Origin of the sequence: Lysobacter sp. GX 14042, assembly GCF_021390425.1 — a bacterium.
Lineage (GTDB): Bacteria > Pseudomonadota > Gammaproteobacteria > Xanthomonadales > Xanthomonadaceae > Novilysobacter.
Map to the genome: position 1 here is coordinate 100,582 of NZ_JAJUWY010000003.1, position 21,509 is coordinate 122,090.

At 72.6% G+C, this 21,509-nt stretch carries 17 protein-coding genes and 1 pseudogene; 9 read left to right on the forward strand and 9 right to left on the reverse strand.

Going from position 1 to position 21,509, the window contains the following annotated elements; all coding sequences use genetic code 11:
* Nucleotides 1–73 precede the first annotated feature (73 nt).
* From egtD to recC, 7 genes are all read right to left on the reverse strand, one after another.
* Nucleotides 74–1,042: an L-histidine N(alpha)-methyltransferase gene (gene egtD / locus LY625_RS06670; protein WP_233738599.1), complete on the reverse strand. Its 969-nt coding sequence runs from the start codon at nt 1,040–1,042 to the stop codon at nt 74–76.
* The gene (gene egtB / locus LY625_RS06675; RefSeq protein ID WP_233738635.1) at nt 1,039–2,328 is read right to left on the reverse strand and encodes an ergothioneine biosynthesis protein EgtB; all 1,290 of its coding nucleotides are present in this window, start codon (nt 2,326–2,328) and stop codon (nt 1,039–1,041) included. Before egtB ends, egtD begins: the two co-directional genes overlap by 4 nt.
* Nucleotides 2,329–2,374: 46 nt before the next feature.
* Nucleotides 2,375–2,992, reverse strand: coding sequence for a GTP cyclohydrolase I FolE (gene folE / locus LY625_RS06680; protein WP_233738636.1), 618 nt, complete (start codon nt 2,990–2,992; stop codon nt 2,375–2,377).
* Between the two features lie 120 nt (nt 2,993–3,112).
* Nucleotides 3,113–3,580, reverse strand: coding sequence for a hypothetical protein (locus LY625_RS06685; protein WP_233738648.1), 468 nt, complete (start codon nt 3,578–3,580; stop codon nt 3,113–3,115).
* Between the two features lie 98 nt (nt 3,581–3,678).
* Nucleotides 3,679–5,469 carry an exodeoxyribonuclease V subunit alpha gene (recD, locus tag LY625_RS06690; RefSeq protein WP_233738650.1) on the reverse strand — a complete coding sequence of 597 codons (1,791 nt, stop codon included), beginning with the start codon at nt 5,467–5,469 and terminating at the stop codon, nt 3,679–3,681.
* Nucleotides 5,466–9,065, reverse strand: coding sequence for an exodeoxyribonuclease V subunit beta (locus tag LY625_RS06695; protein WP_233738652.1), 3,600 nt, complete (start codon nt 9,063–9,065; stop codon nt 5,466–5,468). Before LY625_RS06695 ends, recD begins: the two co-directional genes overlap by 4 nt.
* The gene (gene recC / locus LY625_RS06700; protein ID WP_233738657.1) at nt 9,062–12,403 is read right to left on the reverse strand and encodes an exodeoxyribonuclease V subunit gamma; all 3,342 of its coding nucleotides are present in this window, start codon (nt 12,401–12,403) and stop codon (nt 9,062–9,064) included. Before recC ends, LY625_RS06695 begins: the two co-directional genes overlap by 4 nt.
* Nucleotides 12,404–12,581: 178 nt before the next feature.
* On the opposite strand from recC, the gene LY625_RS06705 reads away from it, so the two are divergent.
* The 6 genes from LY625_RS06705 to LY625_RS06730 all read left to right on the forward strand — a co-directional run bounded on the left by LY625_RS06705 (nt 12,582) and on the right by LY625_RS06730 (nt 16,649).
* Nucleotides 12,582–13,370 carry an ATP-binding cassette domain-containing protein gene (locus LY625_RS06705; protein ID WP_233739081.1) on the forward strand — a complete coding sequence of 263 codons (789 nt, stop codon included), beginning with the start codon at nt 12,582–12,584 and terminating at the stop codon, nt 13,368–13,370.
* Nucleotides 13,370–14,119 carry an MlaE family lipid ABC transporter permease subunit gene (locus LY625_RS06710; protein ID WP_233738671.1) on the forward strand — a complete coding sequence of 250 codons (750 nt, stop codon included), beginning with the start codon at nt 13,370–13,372 and terminating at the stop codon, nt 14,117–14,119. The genes LY625_RS06705 and LY625_RS06710 overlap by 1 nt, the downstream gene beginning before the upstream one ends.
* Nucleotides 14,120–14,127: 8 nt before the next feature.
* The gene (gene mlaD, locus LY625_RS06715; RefSeq protein WP_233738672.1) at nt 14,128–14,655 is read left to right on the forward strand and encodes an outer membrane lipid asymmetry maintenance protein MlaD; all 528 of its coding nucleotides are present in this window, start codon (nt 14,128–14,130) and stop codon (nt 14,653–14,655) included.
* 66 nt (nt 14,656–14,721) lie between these two features.
* On the forward strand, nt 14,722–15,381 hold the full coding sequence (locus LY625_RS06720; RefSeq protein ID WP_233738674.1) for an ABC transporter substrate-binding protein: 660 nt from the start codon (nt 14,722–14,724) through the stop codon (nt 15,379–15,381).
* A gap of 14 nt (nt 15,382–15,395) precedes the next feature.
* Nucleotides 15,396–15,674 carry an STAS domain-containing protein gene (locus LY625_RS06725; protein ID WP_233738680.1) on the forward strand — a complete coding sequence of 93 codons (279 nt, stop codon included), beginning with the start codon at nt 15,396–15,398 and terminating at the stop codon, nt 15,672–15,674.
* 9 nt (nt 15,675–15,683) lie between these two features.
* Nucleotides 15,684–16,649: a VacJ family lipoprotein gene (locus tag LY625_RS06730; RefSeq protein WP_233738681.1), complete on the forward strand. Its 966-nt coding sequence runs from the start codon at nt 15,684–15,686 to the stop codon at nt 16,647–16,649.
* A 9-nt stretch (nt 16,650–16,658) separates the two neighbouring features.
* Here LY625_RS06730 and rmuC read toward each other — a convergent pair whose 3' ends face one another.
* Entirely contained in the window at nt 16,659–18,164 is a 1,506-nt protein-coding gene (gene rmuC / locus LY625_RS06735; protein ID WP_233738682.1) for a DNA recombination protein RmuC, read from the reverse strand.
* A gap of 88 nt (nt 18,165–18,252) precedes the next feature.
* On the opposite strand from rmuC, the gene LY625_RS06740 reads away from it, so the two are divergent.
* Nucleotides 18,253–18,513 (forward strand): hypothetical protein, encoded by a 261-nt coding sequence (locus LY625_RS06740; RefSeq protein ID WP_233738683.1) that lies wholly within the window; start codon nt 18,253–18,255, stop codon nt 18,511–18,513.
* Nucleotides 18,514–18,520: 7 nt separating this feature from the next.
* Here the strand turns inward: LY625_RS06740 and LY625_RS06745 are convergent, their stop codons facing one another.
* Nucleotides 18,521–19,702 carry a class I SAM-dependent rRNA methyltransferase gene (locus LY625_RS06745; protein ID WP_233738685.1) on the reverse strand — a complete coding sequence of 394 codons (1,182 nt, stop codon included), beginning with the start codon at nt 19,700–19,702 and terminating at the stop codon, nt 18,521–18,523.
* Nucleotides 19,703–19,753: 51 nt separating this feature from the next.
* Here LY625_RS06745 and LY625_RS06750 point away from each other — a divergent pair, with 51 nt between their 5' ends.
* Entirely contained in the window at nt 19,754–20,518 is a 765-nt protein-coding gene (locus LY625_RS06750) for a rhomboid family intramembrane serine protease (protein WP_233738687.1), read from the forward strand.
* A gap of 87 nt (nt 20,519–20,605) precedes the next feature.
* Nucleotides 20,606–21,418 (forward strand): annotated as a pseudogene (locus LY625_RS06755) (TIGR00266 family protein); the annotation flags it as partial.
* Between the last annotated feature and the right edge of the window lie 91 nt (nt 21,419–21,509).

Sequence of the window (21,509 nt, forward strand, 5' to 3'; positions counted from 1 at the left end):
AGCATCCCGGCGGCGCCGTCCAGACCGCGCGAAGCCGGTGCCCAGCCGGCGGCGTCACCGGCCTGGAACGGCGCTATTCGGCCGGCTGCAGCAGGCGCAGGCCGAACCAGTCGTCGCGGTCGTTCCAGGACCGCGCGACCTGCAACCCGGCGGCGGCACACATTTCGGCGAAGTCATCGTCGGTGTACTTGTGGCTGTACTCGACCCGGATCGCCTCGCCCTCCTCGAAGTCGAAGCGCTGCCCGCCGATCCGCGCCTGCTGGCGGCGCAGGCTGACCAGGTCGGTCTCGATGCGCCGCCGTTCGGTGCTGTAATGCGCCCGGTGGACAAAGCCCGTCGGGTCGAAGTCACCGCCGAGCTCGCGGTTGAGCCGGTGCAGGAGGTTGAGCGTGAACCGCGCGGTGACCCCGGCCGCGTCGTTGTACGCCGCCTCGATGACCGCCGGGTCCTTGTCCAGGTCGATCCCCACCAGGGCCACGCCGCCTTCGCCCATCGTGCGCCGCATCGACTGCAGCAGCCCGACCGCCTCGGGGCGCACGAAGTTGCCGAGGGTGGAGCCGGGAAAGAACACCAGCCGCGAACCGGCCGGTCGCGCCGGTTCCGGCAGCGGCACCGGCCCGGTGAAGTCGGCGCAGACCGGCAGCATCTCGACCGCCGGGAAGCGCGCCGCCAGTCGCCCGACGCTGGCCAGCAGCGCGTTGCGGGAGATCTCCACCGGGGTGTAGGCGATGACCCGGTCCAGGCCTTCCAGCAACAGTCCGGTCTTGTATCCGCTGCCGCTGCCGTATTCGACCAGGTGCAGGCCTCCACCGCCGAGCGCGGCGGCGATCTCCGGCATCCGCGCGCGCAGCAGGGCGGTCTCCATCCGGGTGAGGTAGTACTCCGGCTGCCGGGTGATGCTTTCGAAAAGCGCCGAGCCGCGGTCGTCGTAGAAGTACTTGGAGGGCAGGCTCCGCGGGCGGGAAGACAGCCCGGCGACCGCATCGGCGGCCAGGTCGTGGGGCCGCGGCTGCAGGTCGGTCAGCCTGTAGCGCACGCTCATGCGCGGTCGCGCGCCAGCCGCAGGCCGCTGAACTGCCAGCGCGCACCGGGCGGGAAGAAATTCCGGTAACTGGCCCGCAGGTGCCCGTCCGGGCTGGCGCAGCTGCCGCCGCGCAGGACCTGCTGGCCGCTCATGAACTTGCCGTTGTATTCGCCCGCCGCGCCGGCCAGTGGACGGAAGCCCGGATACGGCGCGTAGCTGCTGGAGGTCCATTCCCAGACGTCGCCGAACACCCGTTGCGGACACCCTGGCGGGACTGCCGGCGCCGGGCCGCCCGGGTGCAGCCGGCGCGGGTCGAAGTTGCCCGCGACCGGCAGCGGGGCAGCGGCCCGTTCCCATTCGAACTCGGTGGGCAGCCGGGCGCCGGCCCAGCGCGCGAAGGCGTCCGCCTCGTAGTACGACAGGTGCACCACGGGTGCATCGGGGTCGAGCGCACGCGGGCCAGCCAGCGTGAACTCGGCATCGAGTCCCGGCTCCCAGTACAGCGGACGGTTCCATCCTTCGGTGGCGACCCGTTCCCAGCCGTCGCTGAGCCACAGGCGTGGCTCGCGGTAGCCCGCGTCCTCGACGAAGTCGCGGTACTCGGCATTGGTCACCGGCAGGCTCGCCAGTTCGAAGGCGCCCACCTGCACCCGGTGCACCGGGGATTCGTTGTCGTAGGCGAACGGCGCCCCTTCACGCGGCCAGGCCGGGGCGCCGATCTCCACCAGCGCCTCGTCGAAGCCGGTCCAGTGCCGGGAGGCCGCGGGGGTCGGCTCCCGCTGCAGGCCGGGGTCATAGGCCGGCTGCAACGGGTTGCACGACAGCGCGTGCTTGATGTCGGCCAGCAGCAATTCCTGGTGCTGCTGCTCATGGTGCAGGCCGAGCACCAGGGCAGTGGACCGCCCGGCACCCAGCCGCCCGCCTGCCAGCACCGCTTCCATCCGCGCGTCCACCTCGTCCCGGTAGGCCAGCACCTCGGCGAGCGAAGGGCGCGACAGGAGCCCGCGCGCCGTGCGCCGGTGGAAGCGGCCGAGCGAGTGGTAGTAGCTGTTGTGCAGGACGTCCCAGTCCGGTCGCAGCGGGACGTGGCGTTCATCCGCGCCAAGGACCATCCGCTCGAAGAACCAGGTGGTGTGCGCCAGGTGCCACTTTGCCGGGCTGGCCTCGGGCATGGACTGCAGCATCGCGTCCTCGGCCGAGAGCGGCGCCGCCAGCGCGCGGGTGTGCGCGCGGACGTGGTGGTAGCCCGCCACCAAGCCGGCGATGTCAGTCGGAGCCGCGACGGCCTTCGTTACCGGTGCCATGCACGCAGCCTAGCGCGGCCGGCGCAGGGCGCGCGTGACAGCCTGCTCAGCCGCCGCCCTTGATGAACTCCAGGAACTCGGCGCGGGTGCGGGCATCCTCGCGGAAGCTGCCGAGCATCTTGGAGGTGGTCATGGCGACGCCGCGCTTGTGCACGCCGCGGGTGGTCATGCACTCGTGGGCGGCCTCGATCACCACGCCGACGCCGCGGGGGGCCAGCGCGCGCTGGATGCAGCCGGCGATCTGCGCGGTCATCTTCTCCTGCACCTGGAACCGGCGCGCGTAGGCATCGACCACCCGCGCCAGCTTGCTGATGCCGACCACCCGTCCGTCGGGCAGGTAGCCCACGTGCGCCCGGCCGATGATCGGCGCCATGTGGTGCTCGCAGTGGCTCTCGAACTGGATGTCGCGCAGCACCACCATCTCGTCGTAGCCGCCGACCTCCTCGAAGGTGCGGCCCATGTACTCGTCCGGATCCAGGGCGTAGCCACTGAACCAGTCGCCGTAGGCGTCGACGACCCGGCGCGGGGTGTCGAGCAGGCCCTCGCGGGCCGGGTCCTCGCCGGCCCACGCCAGCAGGGTGCGCACGGCGTTCTCGGCCTGCTCGCGGGAGGGTCGATGCGTATCGGACATGGCGGTATGCAGCACTGCGGGGGAGTCGGACATGCTACCGCCTGGGCCGCGCGGACGCCCGCCGCGGCCCTGTCGGGCCACGCGCGCAACAGGAAGCGGGGCCGTCCGGCGGCCCCGCGAGGTGGTGCAGCCCTGGTTGTCGCCCGGTGGGCCTCAGCGTCCGTCGTGGTCGGCGTCACCGGGCAATGCACGCTCGATGTGGTGCCAGCCGTCGCGCACCGCATGGCGGGCGTCATTCCAGGCCAGGCGCGAGCTGTTCTCGGCGCGGGTACGCTCCCAGTCGCGCTCCAGGTCGGTCTCCACGTCCTCGAAGCGGCGGCCGCGGTGCTGGCCGTAGGTCTCGTAACCGTACTGGTAGGCCGGGCCGTAGTCGTTCCAGTCGCGGTCCGCGTTGTAGTAGGAAGCGTTGCGGTACTCGCGCTCGAAGTGTTCGCGGTACTCGGTCGGGTTCACCGCCTCGGCAATCGAGTCACCTGCCTTGGCACCGACCACGCCACCGGCCACCGCGCCGATCGCGCTGCCGACCGGGCCGCCGGCCGCGCCAATGGCGGCACCGGCCACCGCGCCGGCCACTGCGCCACTGCCGGCGCCAATGCTGTGGTCCTTCTTTACGTCGTTCATCAAAGCGCTCCTGTGGGGAAGGGGAGCCGGGCAGTTACCCGGAACCCCATGCTCGGGACGCGGCGGTACAACCGGAGTGAAGGAAAGGGCCGAGGCATTCAGCCGTTCAGCCGCCCCGCGAGGCCCGACACCCGCACGACCTCGCGCCCCAGGGCCGCGCGCAGCACGGCCGCGCTGGCGCAGACGTGCAGCCGGCGCCGGGTGCGGGTCACCGCGGTGTACAGCAGTTCGCGCGACAGCACGCGATTGTCGGCAGCCGGGAGCTGCAGCCAGACCTGGTCGAACTCCGAGCCCTGGGCCTTGTGCACGGTCATGGCGAAGGCGCTCTCGTGCGCCGGCAGGGCTGCCGGATGGAAGGCCCGGGGCGCGGCGGCATCGCTCCCCGGGAACCACGCGACCACGTGCCCGCCGCCATCGCGCAGGCAGACCCCGACATCGCCGTTGAACAGCCGGTGGCGGTAGCTGTTCTCGGTGACCAGCAGCAGGCGCCCGTGGAAGTGCGTGGGCGCGCGCGGCCCCGCCAGTGCCTGCTCGATGCGCACGTTGAGGGCGCGGGTGCCCTGCGGGCCGTGGCGCATCGCCACCAGCAGGCGGACCCGGTCGGCCGCCGCGAGCGCGCTGGCCGGGTCGCCAATCCCGGCCAGGTGGCGCCAGTGCCCGGTGAGCGCGCCGCCCTCGACCGCCAGCGGGTCCAGGGCATCCTCGTGGAAGCTCACCCCCTGGAGCGTTGCGGCGCGCAGAAGCTCGACGACCCGGTCGCCATCGCCCGCACGGACCGCCTCGGACAGCGGCGCCAGGTCCAGTGACTCCACCTGCCGGTACGCCCGCCGCAGGTGCACGCGGTGGCCGTGCAGCGGCGGGCGTACGGATCCGCGGGTCTGATTCCCGGCGGGATCGCCACTGGCATCGCAGATCGCGGCAAGCACGTCGCCGGCCTCTACCGACGGCAGCTGGTCCGGGTCGCCGAGCAGGACCAGCCGCCCCCCCTTGGGCACGGCCTCGACCAGCTTGCACATCAGCGGCAGGTCGACCATGGAGGCCTCGTCGACCACCACCACGTCAAACGGCAACGGGTGGTCCGGGTCATGGCGGAAGGCGATGCTGCCGGGGCGCGCGCCAAGCAGCCGGTGCACGGTTCCCGCGCCGTCCGGCAACGCGTCCAGCCAGCCCGGCTCGATGCCGGGCATGGCCCGCAGGTACTCCAGCGCGCTGCGCAGGCTGCCGGCCATCCGCTCGGCGGCCCGGCCGGTGGGCGCGGCCAGGGCGATCCGCGGCGGCTCCCGGCCTTCCAGGACGGCGGCGGCCACCAGCAACACCAGCAACCGGGCGATGGTGGTGGTCTTGCCGGTGCCCGGGCCACCGGTGACCAGCAGCAGGGCACGGTCGAGCGCGCTGCGCGCGGCCAGCGCCTGCAGCGGATCGGAGCCGGCGGCGGGGAACAGCGTTTCCAGGACCGGGGCGAGTACCGCCTCCGGTGGCGCCGGCAGCATGGCCGAGGCAAGCCCGGCCAGCCGCGTGGCGAGCCGGCGCTCGTACTCGCGATAGCGCCGCAGGTAGACCAGCCCGTCCTCGTAGGCCAGTGGCAGCGGCAGGGCGTCGCCCGGGTGCGCTTCGCCCGCCCCGGCTGCGGGGGTGGCGACCCAGGGGGAGTTGCCGAGCGCCTGGGCCCAGGCCTGCGGCGATGGCCAGTCCAGTTCTTCCGTGACCAGCAGCCCGGGCCGGGCCGGGTCGAAGGCGGCGTGGCCCCGGGCCACCGCCAGCGAGGCCAGCGCCGCGGCCGCGGCGACCAGCGGATCGGTACCGGGCCGCAGCCGCGACAGGCTGGCCGCGAGCGCCGAATCCAGCGGCCGCAGGTGGCCGCCCCGCTGCAACACGTCCAGCAGGCTCATGCGGCTTCCCCCGAGAGCAGGGCATCCAGTGCGTGCACCAGCTCCGCGGCAGGCACCTGGGCATGGATGCCTTCACCGCGCCCCTGCGCCAGCCCGCGGCTGAATACATAGCGGATGCCGCCGAAGTCGCGCGCGTAGTCGTACCCCGCGCCCAGCCGGAAACGCAGCCAGCGGTGTACCGCCAGGGTGTACAACAGCGCCTGCAGGTCGTATTCGCTGGCCGCCATCGCCGCCTGTAGGCTGGACGCGTCGTAGGCGGGCAAGCGGTTGGACTTGTAGTCGAGCACGAACCAGCGGCCCCCGGCGGTGTAGGTCAGGTCGATCTTTCCGGTCATCAGCCCCTCCAGCACCGACCGCGAACCGAAGGCGCCGCGGCCACGCAGCACGCCATGGCGATGGAGCAGCGCGAGCAGGGCGTCGACACGGGTGGGCGCGAGCGCGAAGTGGAATTCCATCTCCACCCGTCGTGACTGCGCGGGCACCGCGCATAGGCGCCCGCCTTCCGGCAGGGGCGCGACCAGGGTGTGGCCGACCAGGGCGGCCAGCAGCGCGGCACCGGCATCGAGGTCGGTCTCGGGGTAGCCGCCGCGGATGAGGGCGTCGCGCAGTGCGGCGTCCTCGCCGGCGGGGGGCGGCGCCCCGTCGCGCCAGCCGCTCCAGGCAGCGAAGTCGACGTGCTCCAGCGCGTCGTGCAGGACGTTGCCGAAGCGGCTGCCGGCAAAGCGTGGATCGAAGGCCTCGTCCGCGACCGGCGGACCGGCATCGACCTCGTCGGCGGCACCCTGTTCGGCGCCGGTGGCCCCGGCATCACGCTCGGCCGCCGTTCCCGCATCGGCACGCGCCAGCTGGCTGAAGCTGTAGACCCACCAGTCGCGCCCGATGACCCGGTCCACCCGACGCACTGCGGGCACCGCCTCGGCGGCCAGCGGCGGCAAGGGGGCCGGAGCCGGCGGCACCGGCGAGTCGTCGACCACGACCATCGGGTCCGGCGGCCTCGCGCCCAGCCCACGGACCATGGCCGCGAGCGGCGTGGCCGCGGCGTTGTAGAACCGGCCGGCGGCCACCCACAGGCCGTGCCGGGCGCGGGTCAGGCCGACGTACAGCAGGCGCGCGTCCTCGGCCTGTGCCGCCCGCCGCCGCGCGGCTTCCGCGTCCTTCCAGCGCGGCTCGTCGCTGTCCAGCTTCCAGTGCAGCTCGCGCCCGGCCGCACCGTGCACCGCGCAGTGGCGGCCACCGCCACCCGGCCTGGCCCCGATGCCGGCGAAAGGCAGGAAGACCAGCGGGTACTCCAGTCCCTTGCTCTTGTGCAGGGTGACGATCTGGACCCGGCCGGCATCGGACTCCAGCCGCAGCAGCTGGCTCTCGTCGTTGGGATCGGCATTGGCGATGGCCGCCCGCAGCCAGTCCAGCTGGGCATGCAGCCCGGGCGCCTGGACCTGCGCCGACTGCATCCGCTCGCCCAGCTGCAGGTAGTTGGTCAGCCGGCGCTCGCCGTCGAGCACGCCGAGCAGGCGCTCCCCGGCCGCCGCGGCCAGGTCGGACACCAGGGCGAAGGCGCCACTGCGCTGCCAGCGCTCGCGCCAGTCCTGCGCCTGCCGCTGGAGCCCGGCATGGACCTGGCCATCGGTCTCCAGCGCGTCGATCTGCGTCGCGTCCAGGCCCACCAGGACGGTGGCGAGCGCGGTGCGCAACCGGGCATCGTCGGCCGGGTGCACCAGTGCCTCGAACAGCGCCAGCAACTCGCGCGCCTCTGCGGTGGCGAACAGGCTCCGGCGGCCGGCGGCCACCGCGGGGATCCCGGCCGCTGCCAGCGCCTGCTGGACTTCGGTCGCCTCGTGGTGCTTGCGCACCAGTACCGCGATGTCGCCCGGCTGCACCGCCCGCCCCTCGAGCACCGCCTGTCCGCCGCGCGCGTCCGCCAGCAGCTGGTGGATCGCCGCGACGCAAGCGCGGGTGGCCAGCGCGCGCGCGCGGCCGGCGCGGATCGTGCCTTCGGTCCCGGGATCGTGGATCTCCCGCACTACCAGTGCCGGTGCGGGGTTGCCGCCGCGCAGGAAATCGGCGTCCCGGCGCCGGCCACCCGGCAGCACCGGATGGAAGTCGATGCGCTCGTCCACGAACGGCGGCGGAAGCCTGGCATCCCCGGCCGCGACCGCCGCGGCGCCCGCGTACAGGGCCGCGATCGTCCCGAGCACCGCGGGCCGGGAGCGGAAGTTGCGGTCCAGCGCGGGCGCCACGCTCGCGGCCTGCCGCGCGGCCAGGTAGGTTTCCACGTCACCGCCGCGGAAGCCGTAGATCGCCTGCTTGGGATCGCCGATCAGGAACAGCGCGGCCGGCTGGTCCCCGTGGGGAGCAGCGAACACCTGGCGGAAGATCGACCACTGCCGCGGGTCGGTGTCCTGGAACTCGTCGACCAGCGCCACCCGGTACTGCGCCCGCAGGGCCGCGACCAGCGCCGGGGCGCCCTCGCCGGCCAGCGCATCGGCCACCCCGTCGATCATGTCGTCGTAGGTCTGCAGCCGGCGCACCCGCTTGAGCGTGGCGAGTCGCCCGCGGCCAAGCTCGCGCACCCGGTGGAGCAGGGTCGCCGCGCGCCCCTGGAGCCAGGCATCACGGGCATCGCGCGCGGCCACGTACCGGTCCATGGCGCCGCACAGCGGCGACTCCGGCGTGCGGCCGGCCGCGGCCTTGTTGGTCTTCTCCCGCAGCGTGGCGCTGCACAGGCGCCGGGTCTCGGCAGCCAGCGCCGCGTGGAAGTCGCCGGCGACGGACCACTGGTCGAGCGCCGCCCAGCACTTGTCCAGCCAGGCGGTCTTGTACACCGAGCCGTTGAGCACGCGCTGGTCGATGGCCTGCGCCAGTTCGGCGCGGAAGCTGTCGCCATGTTCGGCGAAGGCGGCACACAGCGCCCGGGCCGCGGCCTCGAGGCCGGGCCCCGGATCGGCGACCTCCGTCGTCGGCGGCGCAGGCAGCAGCGGCTCGCGTGACAGCAGCACGCGCAGGTCGGCGGCCAGCTGCGGCGGCGCGCTCCAAAGCCGCGCCAGGGGGTCGATCCACTGCGGATCGGCGGCGAAATGGCGCCACAGGTCGGCCGCCAGCTCCTCGCGCAGCGCGGCATCGCTGGTGAGCACGGTGGGGGTGTCGAGGCCGTGGCCGCTTTCCAGTGCGTGCTCGCGCAATACCCGCGCGCAGAAGCCGTGGATGGTGAAGATCGCCGCCAGGTCGGCCTCCCAGGCCGCCTGGCGCAGGCGGCGCCGCAAGCGGTCGCGGTCCTCGCCGCTGCCCGCCAGGTGGCGTGCGACGATGTCGCGGCACAACGCGGCCTCGGCGCCCTCGTCGGCCCCTGGTTCGCGCTCCAGTACCGAGGCGGCCAGGTCCAGGCGCGCGCGGATCCGCTCGCGCAGTTCCTGGGTGGCCGCCTCGGTATAGGTCACCGCCAGCACCTGGCCGATGCGCAGGCCCTGCTCGACCACCATCCGGGTGACCAGCGTGGCCAGGGTGAAGGTCTTGCCGGTACCGGCACTGGCCTCGACCAGTTGCACCCCCTCCAGCGGCAACGCCAGGTAGGGATCGATGTCTGCCACCGGTGCGTTCATGCCGGCACCCCGGCACCCGCCACCGGATCCGCGGCCCATCCGCCCGCCACCAGCGCACCGAAGACCTGTCGCGATACGCGCTCGAAGCGCTCCCGCAACACCTCGTCCGCGAACACCTCGCGGCCCCGCAGGATCATCCGCAGCGCATCGGTATCACCCTCGGCCCAGCCATTGAAACCGCCGGTCCATGCCGTGCAGGCCTCGTCCAGGCCCTTGTCCGGATCATCCTCGCAGAACAGCTTCCAGCCCGAGTACGGACCCCAGGCCAGCGGTTCGGCCAGGCCGTGCGCACGCAAGCCAAGCAGCCCTGCGAGTGCCTCGCGTGCCCGGTCCGGCTCGACGGGGGCGCGGGAGACAGCGACCGGCCCGGCCCCGTCATCGTGGAACTGCTGCAGCCCGACCGCCTCGCCGGCGGCATTGGCGAACAGCCACTCCAGACCGGCGCGCAGTTCGGCATTGCCGTTGGTCCTGCCCGCGCGCAGCCGGGCGATGGCGTCGCCGTAGACGCCCTCCACCCGGCCCTGCAGGCGCACGTCGCCCAGATCGACTTCCAGTGACAGGACGCGCTCCTCCCGGTCGCCGCGCCAGGCGCGGAACAGGCGGGCGTAGCCGCCGGCCCTCGCCATCGCGGCGTCCAGCTGGCGCTCGCCCAGCGGGCCGGGCGGAAGCAGGCCGCGGGCCCGCAGGCGCGGCGCCAGGTCGGTGGTGCAGTCCCCGAGCAGGGCCTGGAGCAGCGCGTCGTCGATCCGCGTGCGGTCGATCCCGCCGCCGGGCACCACCAGCGGCTCGACGTCCTCGAGCACCTGCGGCTGCTCCGGCAAGCGCATGCCCAGCCGCTGGCGCAGGTACTCGCCGGCCGGATCGCGATAGAAGCGCCGCAACCCGTCCAGGGTGAGCACCTCCTGCGCGGCCCCCGCCATCGGCGCGGGTACCTGGACCCACCGGGCCAGCGGGGCCTGTCCCGCGCCTGCCTGGCCGGCGGCCGGGTGCCAGTCGCGGCGGTAGCTGAAGCGGCGCGGGTCCCCGCCGCCGAAGGCCGCCGCGGCGAACGGCTGCAGCGGGTGCCGGACCGGCCACGCCTGCCTGGCCGTATCCGGATCGGCATGCTGCCGCGCGGCCGTGTCCAGCAGCTCGGTGACCAGCACCGAGGGCTCGCGCTGGCTGCCGTCGCGGGCATCGGCACCGATGTAGCTGAGGTAGAACACGTCCTGCGCCGAGGACAGCAGCTGCAGGAACAGGAAGCGGTCGTCCTCGCGCCGCGAGCGGTCACCATGGCGCCGGCGCGCGGTGCCCAGTTCCGCGGTGAGCCGGTTCAGCCCGCCCTGCGGATCGCGCCCCGGGTAGTCGCCGTCGTTCAGTCCCAGCACGCAGATCACCCGGAAAGGCAGCAACCGCATCGGCACCATGCGGCCGAAGCTCACCCCGCCGGTCAGCAGGGGCGCGCGGGTGTCGGCCTCGCCCAGCACCGCGGCAAAATGGGCGCGGACCACGTCCGGCTCCAGCGACGCCTGGAAGCCCGCGGCTTCGGCATCGGCGGCGAACTCCACCACCAGCTGGCGCAGCCGCTCCAGCGCACGCACGGTGGCCGGCGCGGCACGTGCGGCCGGCACCAGCACTTCCAGCATCTCGAGCAGGCGGTCGCGCCACTGCACCGGCGTTGCCTTGGCGCCGAGCAGCCGCTCGTGGCGCTCGAGTACCCGCAACAGGCGCAGCAGGGTATCGAGCGCATCCAGCGCGCCGCCTTCCAGGTCGGCCCACGGCGCGATGAATCCCTGGTCGCCAAGGGCGATCTCCTCCCCGCTTCCGCTGGCGTGACCGAGCAGCAGCCGGTCCAGGGCGAAGCGCCAGGTGAACGCGTCCTCGGCCGGCGCGTCGTGGCGCTGCCGGTGCGCCGCGTCCAGACCCCAGCGCGCGCCGGCGGCCCGCAGCCAGCCGTGCAGCCGTTCCAGCGCCGCCGGGTCCAGGCCGGCGGCATCGGCCAGCGGCGGACTGGCGAGCAGGTCGAGCACCTCGCCCAGGCCGAAGCGCGACACCGGCAGCGACAGCAGGCGCAGGAACACCTCCGCCAGCGGATCGCCGGCAAGCGGACTGGCGTCGGCGATGGTCCACGGGATCGCCTCGCCCGGATGGCTGCTGCCAAACACCGCTTCGATGAACGGCACGTACGGGTCGATGTCGGGGGCCAGGACGGCGATCTCGCGTGGCTGCAGCGGCGGGTCGAAACGCGGGTCCTCCAGCAGGCCGCGCAACTGGTCATGCAGCACCTGCACCTCGCGCAGCGGGGTGTGGCAGGCATGCACCTGCAGGCTGGGGTCGTGGCGGTCCACGTCCGGACGCGGTGGCAGCACGGGCGTCGCGCTGCGATGGAACAGGTCGAGCTGCAGCCGCGCCAGCAGCGGCTCCGCCAGCGGATCGTCTGCCGTCCGCCGCGGCTCGACGTAGGCCGGGATGTCGCCGGAGGGATGGACCACCTCGTAGCTGCCCAGCACCGCCATGAAGTCCCGCCCGGCGGTTCCCCAGGCCTGCAGCAGCGGGTTTTCGCCGTCGTCGAAGGCGGTCGCGGCATCGGCCTGCAGCCGTTCGCGCAGGGTCTGCAGGTCGCCCCAGTAGGCCGGGGTGGGCGAGGGCAGGTAGAAGTGCAGCGTGCCGACCCGCGCCTGGGTCGCCACCATCCGCAGCACGTCCGGGGAGATGTTGAGGGTGGCGAAGGCGAACAGCCTAGGCGGCAGCCCGGCCGGCACCGCATCGCCCGCGCCGAAGCGCGCCAGGTAGTCGTCGACCCGCCGGGCCCGGTGCCGCCGGCCGCCGGCGACATGGCGCCAGAGCACGGCCTGCGGATCGCCCGGATCGTGCCCGTCCTCCCATGCAAGCAGCCAGTCGCGCCGCCAGGCCTGGTACTTCTCGAACACCGCCGCCAGCTCACCGGCCAGGCTCCAGGCCCGCAGCGGGTCGCCGGCTTGCAGGGAGTGCCGCATCCCGGACATCGCCGGCGTGCGCATCACGGCATCGGCATGCAGCGCCGCGTAGAGGCGCCAGCGCAGTGCCGCTGCGTCCAGGTCCTCGCCGGCGCCCGCGACGTTGGCATCCAGGGCGCGCCGGACCAGCTCGCCCGGGGTGAGGAATTCCAGGTTGGCGGCGATGCCGTGGGCTTTCGCCAGTCCGGCCTGCAACCAGCGGCGCATCGCCACCTGCGGGATCAGCACCACGTCCGGCGCGAGCAGCGGCTGTCCCGGCGCGGGCGTGCGCAATTGCTCGGCCAGCAGGCTGGCCAGCACCTCCAGCGAGTTGGAGTGGTAGAGGCGGAAGTCGGTTGCCGCGGCGCGGGAGGACGAAGGCATGCGGCCATCTTGCCGCAGCCGCGTCGCAGCCCGCGAGACACGCCGGCCCGCGTGCCGCCGCAGCGCTCGACCCACGGCGAAGCGGGCAGTACCCTTTGCGAGCGGGTGAACGCCCGTTCAGCGCCTCGCGGCCATTCTGTCGCGCTTGCCTGCCGTGACCTCCCTGGCCTCCGCACCGATGCCCGATTCCACGCCCATCGTCGAGCTTTCCGGCGTCCGCCTCGACCGCGGGGGCCGGCGCGTGCTCGAGGGCATCGACCTGCGGGTACCGCGCGGTCAGGTGGTGGCCGTGCTGGGTCCCTCGGGCAGCGGCAAGTCGACCCTGCTGGCCGCGCTGACCGGCGAGCTGGAACCCGCCGCCGGCCACGTGCGCCTGTTCGGCCAGCCGATGCCGACCCGCGCCCGCGAGCTGCTGGAGTTGCGCAAGCGCATCGGGGTGATGCTGCAGGGCAACGGTCTGCTGACCGACCTGACCGCCGCGGAGAACGTCGCCCTGCCGCTGCGTGCGCACACGAAACTGCCCACCGCGCTGATCGAGCGCCTGGTGCTGCTCAAGCTCAACGCGGTCGGCCTGCGCGCGGCCGCCGATGCCTTCCCGCGCGAGCTGTCCGGCGGCATGGCCCGGCGCGTGGCGCTGGCCCGGGCGCTGGCGCTGGACCCGCCGCTGATGATCTACGACGAGCCGCTGACCGGGCTGGACCCGATCGCCTCCGGGGTGGTGATGGAACTGGTGCGCCGGCTCAACGACACCTTGGGACTGACCAGCATCGTGGTCACCCACCACGTGCACGAGACCCTGCCGGTGGCCGACCACGCGATCGTGATCGCCAACGGGGCGATCGTGTTCTCCGGCACCCCGGCCGAACTGCAGGCCACCGCCGACCCGCTGGTGCGGCAGTTCCTGGACGGCGAACCGGACGGTCCGATTCCCTTCGATGCCGCGCCGCGCAACGTGGAGGCCGCCTGATGGCCCTGGCGTCCACCGTGCGCTCGGTCGGCCGTGCCGGCCTGTTCACCCTGTCGGTGCTGCGCGCCTCGCGGCCAACCGCGGACCTGTTCCGGGAGTTCGTGCGCGAGATCTACAAGATCGGCGCGCGCTCGCTGCCGATCATCGCCGTCGGCGGCGCCTTCGTCGGCCTGTCGCTGACGCTGCTGGCCTACCGCGCGCTGGATACCTACGGCGCGACCAGCCAGGTCAGCCTGATCCTCGGCCTGGGCCTGTATCGCGAGCTCGGCCCGGTGCTGACCGCGCTGCTGTTCACCGGCCGCGCCGGCTCCTCGATCGCCGCCGAGCTGGGGCTGATGCGTGCCACCGACCAGATCACCGCGCTGGGGCTGATGGGCATCGACCCGGTCGGCCGGGCGGTCGCGCCGCGGTTCTGGGCGGCGGTGCTGTGCGTGCCGCTGCTGACCGGCTTCTTCATCAGCTTCGCCATCAGCGCCAGCTACCTGCAGGCGGTGCATGTCATCGGCATCGACGGCGGGGTCTTCTGGCAGGTGCTGCGCGATGCCGTCGACCTGGCCGAGGACTTCGGCATGGCGATGATCAAGTCCGCGGTGTTCGGCGCGGTTGCCGCGCTGGTCGCCGCGTATGTCGGCTACCACGCCGAGCCGACCATCGAGGGCACCTCGGTGGCGACCACCCGCGCGGTGGTCAACGCATCGCTGCTGGTGCTGATGCTCAACTTCGTGATGTCCGCCCTCCTGTTCGTGTGAGATAGACCATGGCCTCCCGCGCTCCGCGTATCGAATTCGCCGTCGGTGCCTTCCTGCTGCTGGCCCTGGCCTCGCTGCTGGTGCTGGCACTGGGCTCCACCAACGGCCGGCTGGGCTGGTTCAGTCCCGACAGCTACGAGGTGACCGCCCGCTTCACCAACCTCGGTCCGTTGCGCACCAATGCGCCGGTCAAGGTCGGCGGGGTGACCATCGGCCGCGTCTCGGGCATCGGCCTGGACCCGGTGAAGCTGGACTCGGTGGTGACCCTGGCCATCGACGGCCGCTACTCCGACCTGCCGGCCGACACCAGCGCCGCGATCCTGACCTCCGGGCTGCTGGGCGAGAGCTACGTCGGCCTGCAGCCGGGCGGCGACCCGGACCCGCTGCGCGAGGGCGACGAGATCTTCCTGACCCAGTCCTCGGTCGACCTGATCCAGATGGTGGGCAAGTACATGTTCAGCGGCGGCGGCGACAATGCCGGCAACGAGGCCGCCGACCCGGCACCCGCCGACGACCTGCCCGACTACCTGCAGTAACGACCGCCGCGGTAACGCCGTTGCGGCGATGACCCGGTCCCCCCTGCTCCCCCACGGAGTGACGCCATGAACACGCTTTCCTTCCGTCCGCTGCTCGCCACCGCGATCGCCGCCGCCCTGCTGGCCGCCGCGCCGGCCACGGTGCTCGCCGCGCCCGCCCCGCAGGCGGCCGCCGCGCAGGCCGGCACCCCCGCCCAGCTGGTGCAGGACAACTTCAGCCGCATCCTGTCGACCCTGCAGCAACGCCGGGCCGAGTTCACCGCCGACCGCGGCAAGCTGCGCGCCTTCATCAGCGCGGAGTTCGAGCAGATGTTCGACCGCGAGTACTCCGCGCGGCTGGTGCTGGGCCGCCATGGCCGCGGGGCCTCCGACGCCGAGGTCGCGGCCTTCGCCGACGCCCTGGCCGAGAGCCTGATGTCGCGCTACGGCGACTCGCTGCTGGACTTCAACTCCAGCCTCACCCTGCGCATGAAGGGCGAGACCCCGCTGCGCGACGGCGCGATGGTCCGCGTGGCCACCGAGATGGAGCGCCCGGGCGGCGAGCCGATCCCGGTCGACTACCTGCTGCGCCAGAGCGGCGGCCAGTGGAAGGTCTTCGACGTGATGGTCGAGGGGGTGAGTTTCGTGCAGACCTACCGCAACCAGTTCGATGGCCCGCTGACCCGCGGCTCGATCGGACAGGTCACCGCCGACCTGAAGGCCGGCCGCGTCCAGGCCGGCAACTGAGGCCCGGCTCGCGCATGGACGCACGCGTGCAACGTGAGGGCGACGCCCTGGTCTTCACCGGCCCGCTGGACCGCGAGGCGGTCCCGGGGCTGTGGCGCGCCATCGGCGGTGCACCGGAAGTGATCCGCGTGGCCCGGTTGCAGCAGGTGGAGTCGGTGGACAGTGCCGGCATCGCCCTGCTGGCCGAACTGGCCTCGCGCCACCCGGAGGGCCTGGTGGTGGAAGGATCACCGCCGGGCCTGTCCGAGCTGCGCGCCGCCTACCGCCTCGGTGACCGCCTGCGCTTCGGTTGAACGATGGACATGAACGCCACCCGCGGCGCTGTGGTGCCGGCCCTGCTTGCCTCCATCCTGCTCGCCGGCTGCGCGAGCGGCGGCAACGTCCGCCCGGCGCCCGCCGCTGCACCTGACGCGGTCGCGCCGATGCCGGTGCCCGCCACGGCGACCGATCCGGCACCCCCCGCCGCCGATTCCGGCGACAGCCCCGGCGCCCCCGTCGCCGACAGCGAACCCACCGCGGCGGAGCTGGACTTCGAGGCGATCTACGGGACCCCGGCCGACGCCGGCGGCCCCGTCGGCAGCACCCCTCAGGACCCCTGGGAGCGCTACAACCGCCGGGTCCACGGCTTCAACAACGTCCTCGACCAGACGCTTGCCCGGCCGCTGGCGCGGGCCTACGTGGCGGTGGTGCCGGACCCGCTGCGCACCGGCGTGCGCAACTTCTTCAACAACCTGCGCCAGCCGGTCTCCGCGCTCAACGCGCTGCTGCAGGGCAAGCCGAAGGAAGCCGGGAAGTCGGTGGGCCGCTTCGTGCTCAACACCACCCTGGGCGTGGGCGGGCTGTTCGACCCGGCCAGCGACGCCGGGCTGCCCTACAGCAGCGAGGACTTCGGCCAGACCCTGGGCGTCTGGGGCTGGAAGAACTCGCGCTATGTCGAGCTGCCATTCTTCGGGCCGCGCACGGTGCGCGACGCCGTCGGCCTGGCCGGCGACGCGCCGCTGTCGCCGGTGCGCCAGATCAACGACGACACCGTCCGCATCGGCGTCCAGGGCCTGCAGCTGCTCTCGCTGCGCGAGCAGCTGATGGCGATCGACAGCCTGCGCGAGGGCGCGGCCGACGACTACGCGCTGATCCGCGATGCCTGGATGCAGCGCCGGCAGTACCAGATCTTCGGCGACCGCGGCGATGACAGCGACCTGCCGGACTACCTGCTCGAGGAAGAGCCGCCGACCATCCCGGCCGACTCGATCCCGCCGGACTACTTCTGAGCGGCGGGTTCAGTCCTCCCGGTCGCTGCCTTCGAGGGCGGCGCCGAGCAGCTTGCGCACCGGTGCCGGCGCCGCCTCCAGTTCCCCGTCGTTGCCGCCCGGCTTGAGCTCCGCGGTCAGGGCCTTGCGCCCGCGCGCGCCCAGCTCGGCCAGGCGCCGGGCCCGGGGAATGACCGCCTGGTTGGATTCGCTGAGCCGGTGCCGGGCCTTCTTGAACGATTCGCTGGCATCGTCCAGGCGCTTGCCCACCAGGTCGAACTCGGCGACGAAGCCCATCAGCGCATCGAGCACCTTGCCGCCGGTATCGCTGATCGCCACCGCCTCGCGCTGGATCTTGTCCCGCGTCCACAGCCGCTCCACTACCCGCAACAGGGCCATCAGGGTGTTGGGCGAGGCGAACACGATGCGCCGTTCGAAGGCATCGGTCTGCAGGTCGGGATCGCTCCCGAGCGCGGCCGACAGCGCCCCTTCGATCGGCACGAAGGCGATGGTGATCTCCAGCGCCGAGTCACCGATGGCCTTGGGGTAGTTCTTCGCCGCCAGGTCGCGCATGTGCTGGCGCAGGCCGGCGGCATGGCGGCGCAGGCCGTCGTTCTGCACTTCCGGGGTCCCGGCGTTCATCGCCTCCTGCCAGGCCACCAGGTTGACCTTGCTGTCGACCACCACGCAGCGCTCGTCGGGCAGCCGCACCACGATGTCGGGCTGCAGCCGCGCGCCGTCCTCGCCGGTGGTCCCCTTCTGGCGGTCGTAATGGACGCCATCTTCCAGCCCGGAGCCGCGCAGCACGCTCTCGAGCATCAGCTCGCCCCAGTCGCCACGCACCTTGGAGCTGCCCTTCAGCGCGCGCGTCAGCGCCTCGGCCTGGGTGGCCATCTCCTGGTTGAGGCCCTTGAGCTCGGTGACCGCGCCCAGCAACGAGGCGCGCTCCTTGGCCTCGTCGCCGTAGAGCGTGTCGACCCGTTCGCGGAAATCCTTGATCCGCTCGCCAAAGGGCCTGAGCAGTGCCTCGATGTCGTTGCGCGACTGCCCGGTGGCATGGCGGATGTTCTTTTCGAACTGCTGGCCCTTCTCCTCGAAGACCTTGCCGGCCAGTTCGCTGAACGCACCGGAGAGCTTGACCTGCGCTTCGTCGAGGAAGGCGCGCATCTGGGTGTTGGCGCGCCCGGCGTGCTCGAGGTTGGCACGCGCGCCGGCCAGTTCGGAATCCAGCTCGGCAAGCCGCGCCTGCGACTGCTCCAGGCGCGCCTCGAGGCTGGCGGCGCGGGCGCGCGACTCCTCCAGCGCGGCCTGCAGCCCGCCGAGCCGACCGTGCACGGTGCCGGCTTCCTGCGCCTGTGCACGCAGAGCCTCGCGTGCCGCATCCAGTTCACTGGCCAGCCGCCCGCACTCGCCGTGCAGGCGCTCCACCTCGACGGCCGCGCCGCCGCGTGCCTGCCTGCGCACGGCCAGTCCGAGGAACACCAGCGCCGCGGCCACCGCCGCCAGCACCCCCACCACGAGCATCTGCGAATCCATGTCGCCAGTGTACCGGCGGCGTTCGCAGCCGCTGCGACGCATCCGGCTTCGCGGCGCGGCCACGCCGCCTGCCGGAGGCTCGCCGGACATGATCCGGGCCTTCCCGCCATTGCAGCCCTACGCCAACCGCAGCGGCGATTCCGGGGTGACCCGCTACGCCGTGGTCGGCGAAGCCATCGTGGTCGGGTTCGAGGGAGGCGACTGCTACCTGTACGACGGCGTGCGCCCCGGGCCGGACGAGGTGCGGCACATGCGGGAACTGGCCGTGGCGGGCAGCGGACTGAGCAGTTACATCAGCCGCCACGTGCGCGGGCGCTATCGCGCCCGCCTGGCGGGTCGCCTGGATTGAGCATCGCTCAGTCGAGGACGCGGCAGAACACCGCCTTGAGGTAGCGCGATTCCTGCGCCTGGGCCAGGAACGGATGGTCCGGTCCAGCGCCCGACACCCGCAGCACCTGCACCGTGCGGTTGGAGTAGAACGCCGCGCGGCGCAGCATGTCGAGGAACTGCTCCTCGCTGACCAGTCCGGTACAGGAGAAGGTCGCCAGCAGCCCGCCGGGCTTCACCACCGACAGCGCCAAGCGGTTCATGTCCAGGTACTTTTTCAGCGCCGGGATCACCTGCTCGCGGTCGCGGGTCATCTTGGCCGGGTCGAGCACCACCACGTCGAACAGCTCGCCTGCGTTGGCGGCATCGCGCAGCCACGGGAAGATGTCGGCCTGGACGAAGCGCGGACGCACGTTGTTGAGCCGGGCATTGCCCTTGGCGATCTCGATCACGTCGGCATCGATGTCCACGCCGGTGACCTCGGCCGCCCCGCGCACCGCCGAGTACACCGCGAAACCGCCGGTATTGCAGCACAGGTCCAGCACCCGCCTGCCGGCGACGTGGCGGCTGAGCCACTCGCGGTTCTCGCGCTGGTCGGCGAAGAAGCCGGTCTTGTGCGCCCCGGCCGGGTCGGCGCGGAACTTCACCCCGTGCTCGGTGATCACCGCCGGCGGCGTCGGACCCTGGCTGCTGGTGAAGCCATGGAAATCGAAGCTCTCCTGCTTCTGCACGTGCTCGTCGGCGAAGGCGTGGAAGCGGCAGCCGGGGAACTGCGCGGCCAATGCCTCCATGATCCACTCGCGGTAGCGGAACGCGCCGGCGCTGAAGAACTCCAGCACCAGCAGGTCGTCGTAGCGGTCGACCACCAGGCCGCTGATGCCGTCGCCCTCGCTGTGGAACACCCGCCAGGCGTTCGAGACCTGATCGAGCTGCAAGACCTCGCGGCGCAGCCCGACGGCGCGGGCGATGGTGCGGGCGAACCAACGTGCATCGACCGCGACCTCCGGGTCGGTCTCCAGGATCCGCAGCGAGATCCGCGAGTGGCCGTTGTAGAAACCGCGGCCGATCCAGTCGCCGTCGACCCCGACCACATCGACGATGCTGCCCGGTTTCGGGCGCTGGGCCGGTTTTTCGACCAGGCGCTGGAAGATCCACGGATGCGAGGATTTCCACGCGTTCTTGAGGCGTACCACGGGATTGGCGTTGTCCATGCGCGCATTATCGCCCCTTGCATCACTGCACGGCGTCGCCATTCAAGCTGGATGCACATCCCCGACAGCGCCGCTTCCGACGACCCGCGGGCCCAGCGCCACGCCGACCGCCGGCGCTGGCTGCGCGCCTTCAACCTGAGCCTGGCATCGGTGCTGGGGCTGCTGGTGGTGTTCTGGCTGCAGGCGCACCTGGACCTGCGCGGCTGGGCGGTGCAGCCGGGGTCGGCGGCGGGCCTGAAGGGGCTGCTGGGCGCGCCGCTGCTGCACGGTTCCTTCGAGCACCTGGCGGCGAATGCGATCGCGCTGTTGTTGCTGGGTACGCTGGCGGCCGGTCTCTACCCGCGCGCCTGCGCCCGCACCGTGCCCCTGGCCTGGCTCGGGTCGGGAGTGGGTGCCTGGCTGCTGGGCGAGCCCGGCTCGTACCACCTGGGCGCGAGCGGGGTGACCCACGGCCTGATGTTCCTGGTGTTCTTCCTCGGCCTGTTGCGCCGGGACCGGGCCGCGGTGGCGGCGGCGATGATCGCCTTCTTCCTGTTCGGCGGGATGCTGATGACGGTGCTCCCGCGCGAGGCCGGGGTGTCCTGGCAGGCGCATCTGGGCGGCGCTGCCGGCGGACTGGCCGGGGCGCTGCTGTGGCGCCGGCTGGACCCGGCCGCAGCACGACGGCGCTACAGCTGGGAGATCGAGGAAGAGGATGCCGCCGTCGCCGGGGCTGAGGCCCTGGAACCCCCGTCGCCCGACGAGGTACCGGTCATCTGGGACCGCCCGCCGGAGGAACGCGGGGTGGTGCTGCCGTTCCGCAGGCGTGACCCATAGTCGGCCACGGCGGCCGCCCGATCACCCTAGACTCGTTTGCCCGTGACCGCCCAAAAGGAAACCGACATGGAACGCCCGTACTTCAGCGCCGGCAGCACGCACGGTCGCGACGACGAGATCGACTACCGCATCGTCGGCACCGACATGCAGTTCGTCGAGGTCGAGCTGGACCCCGGCGAGAGCGCGATCGCCGAAGCCGGGGCGCTGATGTACAAGGATGCGTCGGTGCGCATGGACACCGCCTTCGGCGACGGCCGCTCCGGCGGCAGTTTCGTGGACAAGCTGTTCACCGCCGGCAAGCGGGTGATCACCGGCGAAAGCCTGTTCACCACCGTGTTCACCCATACCGGGCAGGGCAAGGCGAAGGTCGCCTTCGCCGCGCCGTACCCGGGCACCGTGCTGGCGATGAAACTGTCCGACCACGGCGGCCGGCTGGTCTGCCAGAAGGATGCCTTCCTGGCCGGCGCCCGCGGGGTGCAGGTCGGCATCCACTTCCAGCGCAAGATCCTCACCGGCCTGTTCGGCGGCGAAGGCTTCATCATGCAGAAGCTCGAGGGCGACGGCTGGGTGTTCGTGCACGCCGGGGGCACCGTGGTCGAGCACGACCTGGCCCCGGGCGAACGGCTGGACGTCGATACCGGCTGTGTCATGGCCTTCCACCACGGCGTGGACATGGACGTGAAGCCGGTCGGCGGCATCCGCAGCATGATGTTCGGCGGCGAGGGCGTGTTCCTGGCCACGCTGACCGGGCCGGGCAAGGTCTGGCTGCAGTCGCTGCCGTTCTCGCGCATGGCCGGGCGGATGCTGGCGGCGGCGCCGGGCGGCGGGGGCCAGGACCGCGGCGAGGGCTCGGTGCTGGGTGGGTTGGGACGGTTGCTGGATGGGGACAACCGGTTTTGAGGCATGCGGTGCGATACGCCGCCCGGGGGCGGCTGTCGCACTCACCGCTCGGGATGGGGGCGGCGTTCAAGCGGCCGGAGGTACGCTCGGC

Bases quoted from the DNA above. Each gene is read 5' to 3' on its own strand.
- egtD (WP_233738599.1), bottom strand. From the start codon at position 1,042: ATGAGCGTGCGCTACAGGCTGACCGACCTGCAGCCGCGGCCCCACGAC.
- egtB (WP_233738635.1), bottom strand. From the start codon at position 2,328: ATGGCACCGGTAACGAAGGCCGTCGCGGCTCCGACTGACATCGCCGGC.
- folE (WP_233738636.1), bottom strand. From the start codon at position 2,992: ATGTCCGACTCCCCCGCAGTGCTGCATACCGCCATGTCCGATACGCAT.
- LY625_RS06685 (WP_233738648.1), bottom strand. From the start codon at position 3,580: ATGAACGACGTAAAGAAGGACCACAGCATTGGCGCCGGCAGTGGCGCA.
- recD (WP_233738650.1), bottom strand. From the start codon at position 5,469: ATGAGCCTGCTGGACGTGTTGCAGCGGGGCGGCCACCTGCGGCCGCTG.
- LY625_RS06695 (WP_233738652.1), bottom strand. From the start codon at position 9,065: ATGAACGCACCGGTGGCAGACATCGATCCCTACCTGGCGTTGCCGCTG.
- recC (WP_233738657.1), bottom strand. From the start codon at position 12,403: ATGCCTTCGTCCTCCCGCGCCGCGGCAACCGACTTCCGCCTCTACCAC.
- LY625_RS06705 (WP_233739081.1), top strand. From the start codon at position 12,582: ATGCCCGATTCCACGCCCATCGTCGAGCTTTCCGGCGTCCGCCTCGAC.
- LY625_RS06710 (WP_233738671.1), top strand. From the start codon at position 13,370: ATGGCCCTGGCGTCCACCGTGCGCTCGGTCGGCCGTGCCGGCCTGTTC.
- mlaD (WP_233738672.1), top strand. From the start codon at position 14,128: ATGGCCTCCCGCGCTCCGCGTATCGAATTCGCCGTCGGTGCCTTCCTG.
- LY625_RS06720 (WP_233738674.1), top strand. From the start codon at position 14,722: ATGAACACGCTTTCCTTCCGTCCGCTGCTCGCCACCGCGATCGCCGCC.
- LY625_RS06725 (WP_233738680.1), top strand. From the start codon at position 15,396: ATGGACGCACGCGTGCAACGTGAGGGCGACGCCCTGGTCTTCACCGGC.
- LY625_RS06730 (WP_233738681.1), top strand. From the start codon at position 15,684: ATGAACGCCACCCGCGGCGCTGTGGTGCCGGCCCTGCTTGCCTCCATC.
- rmuC (WP_233738682.1), bottom strand. From the start codon at position 18,164: ATGGATTCGCAGATGCTCGTGGTGGGGGTGCTGGCGGCGGTGGCCGCG.
- LY625_RS06740 (WP_233738683.1), top strand. From the start codon at position 18,253: ATGATCCGGGCCTTCCCGCCATTGCAGCCCTACGCCAACCGCAGCGGC.
- LY625_RS06745 (WP_233738685.1), bottom strand. From the start codon at position 19,702: ATGGACAACGCCAATCCCGTGGTACGCCTCAAGAACGCGTGGAAATCC.
- LY625_RS06750 (WP_233738687.1), top strand. From the start codon at position 19,754: ATGCACATCCCCGACAGCGCCGCTTCCGACGACCCGCGGGCCCAGCGC.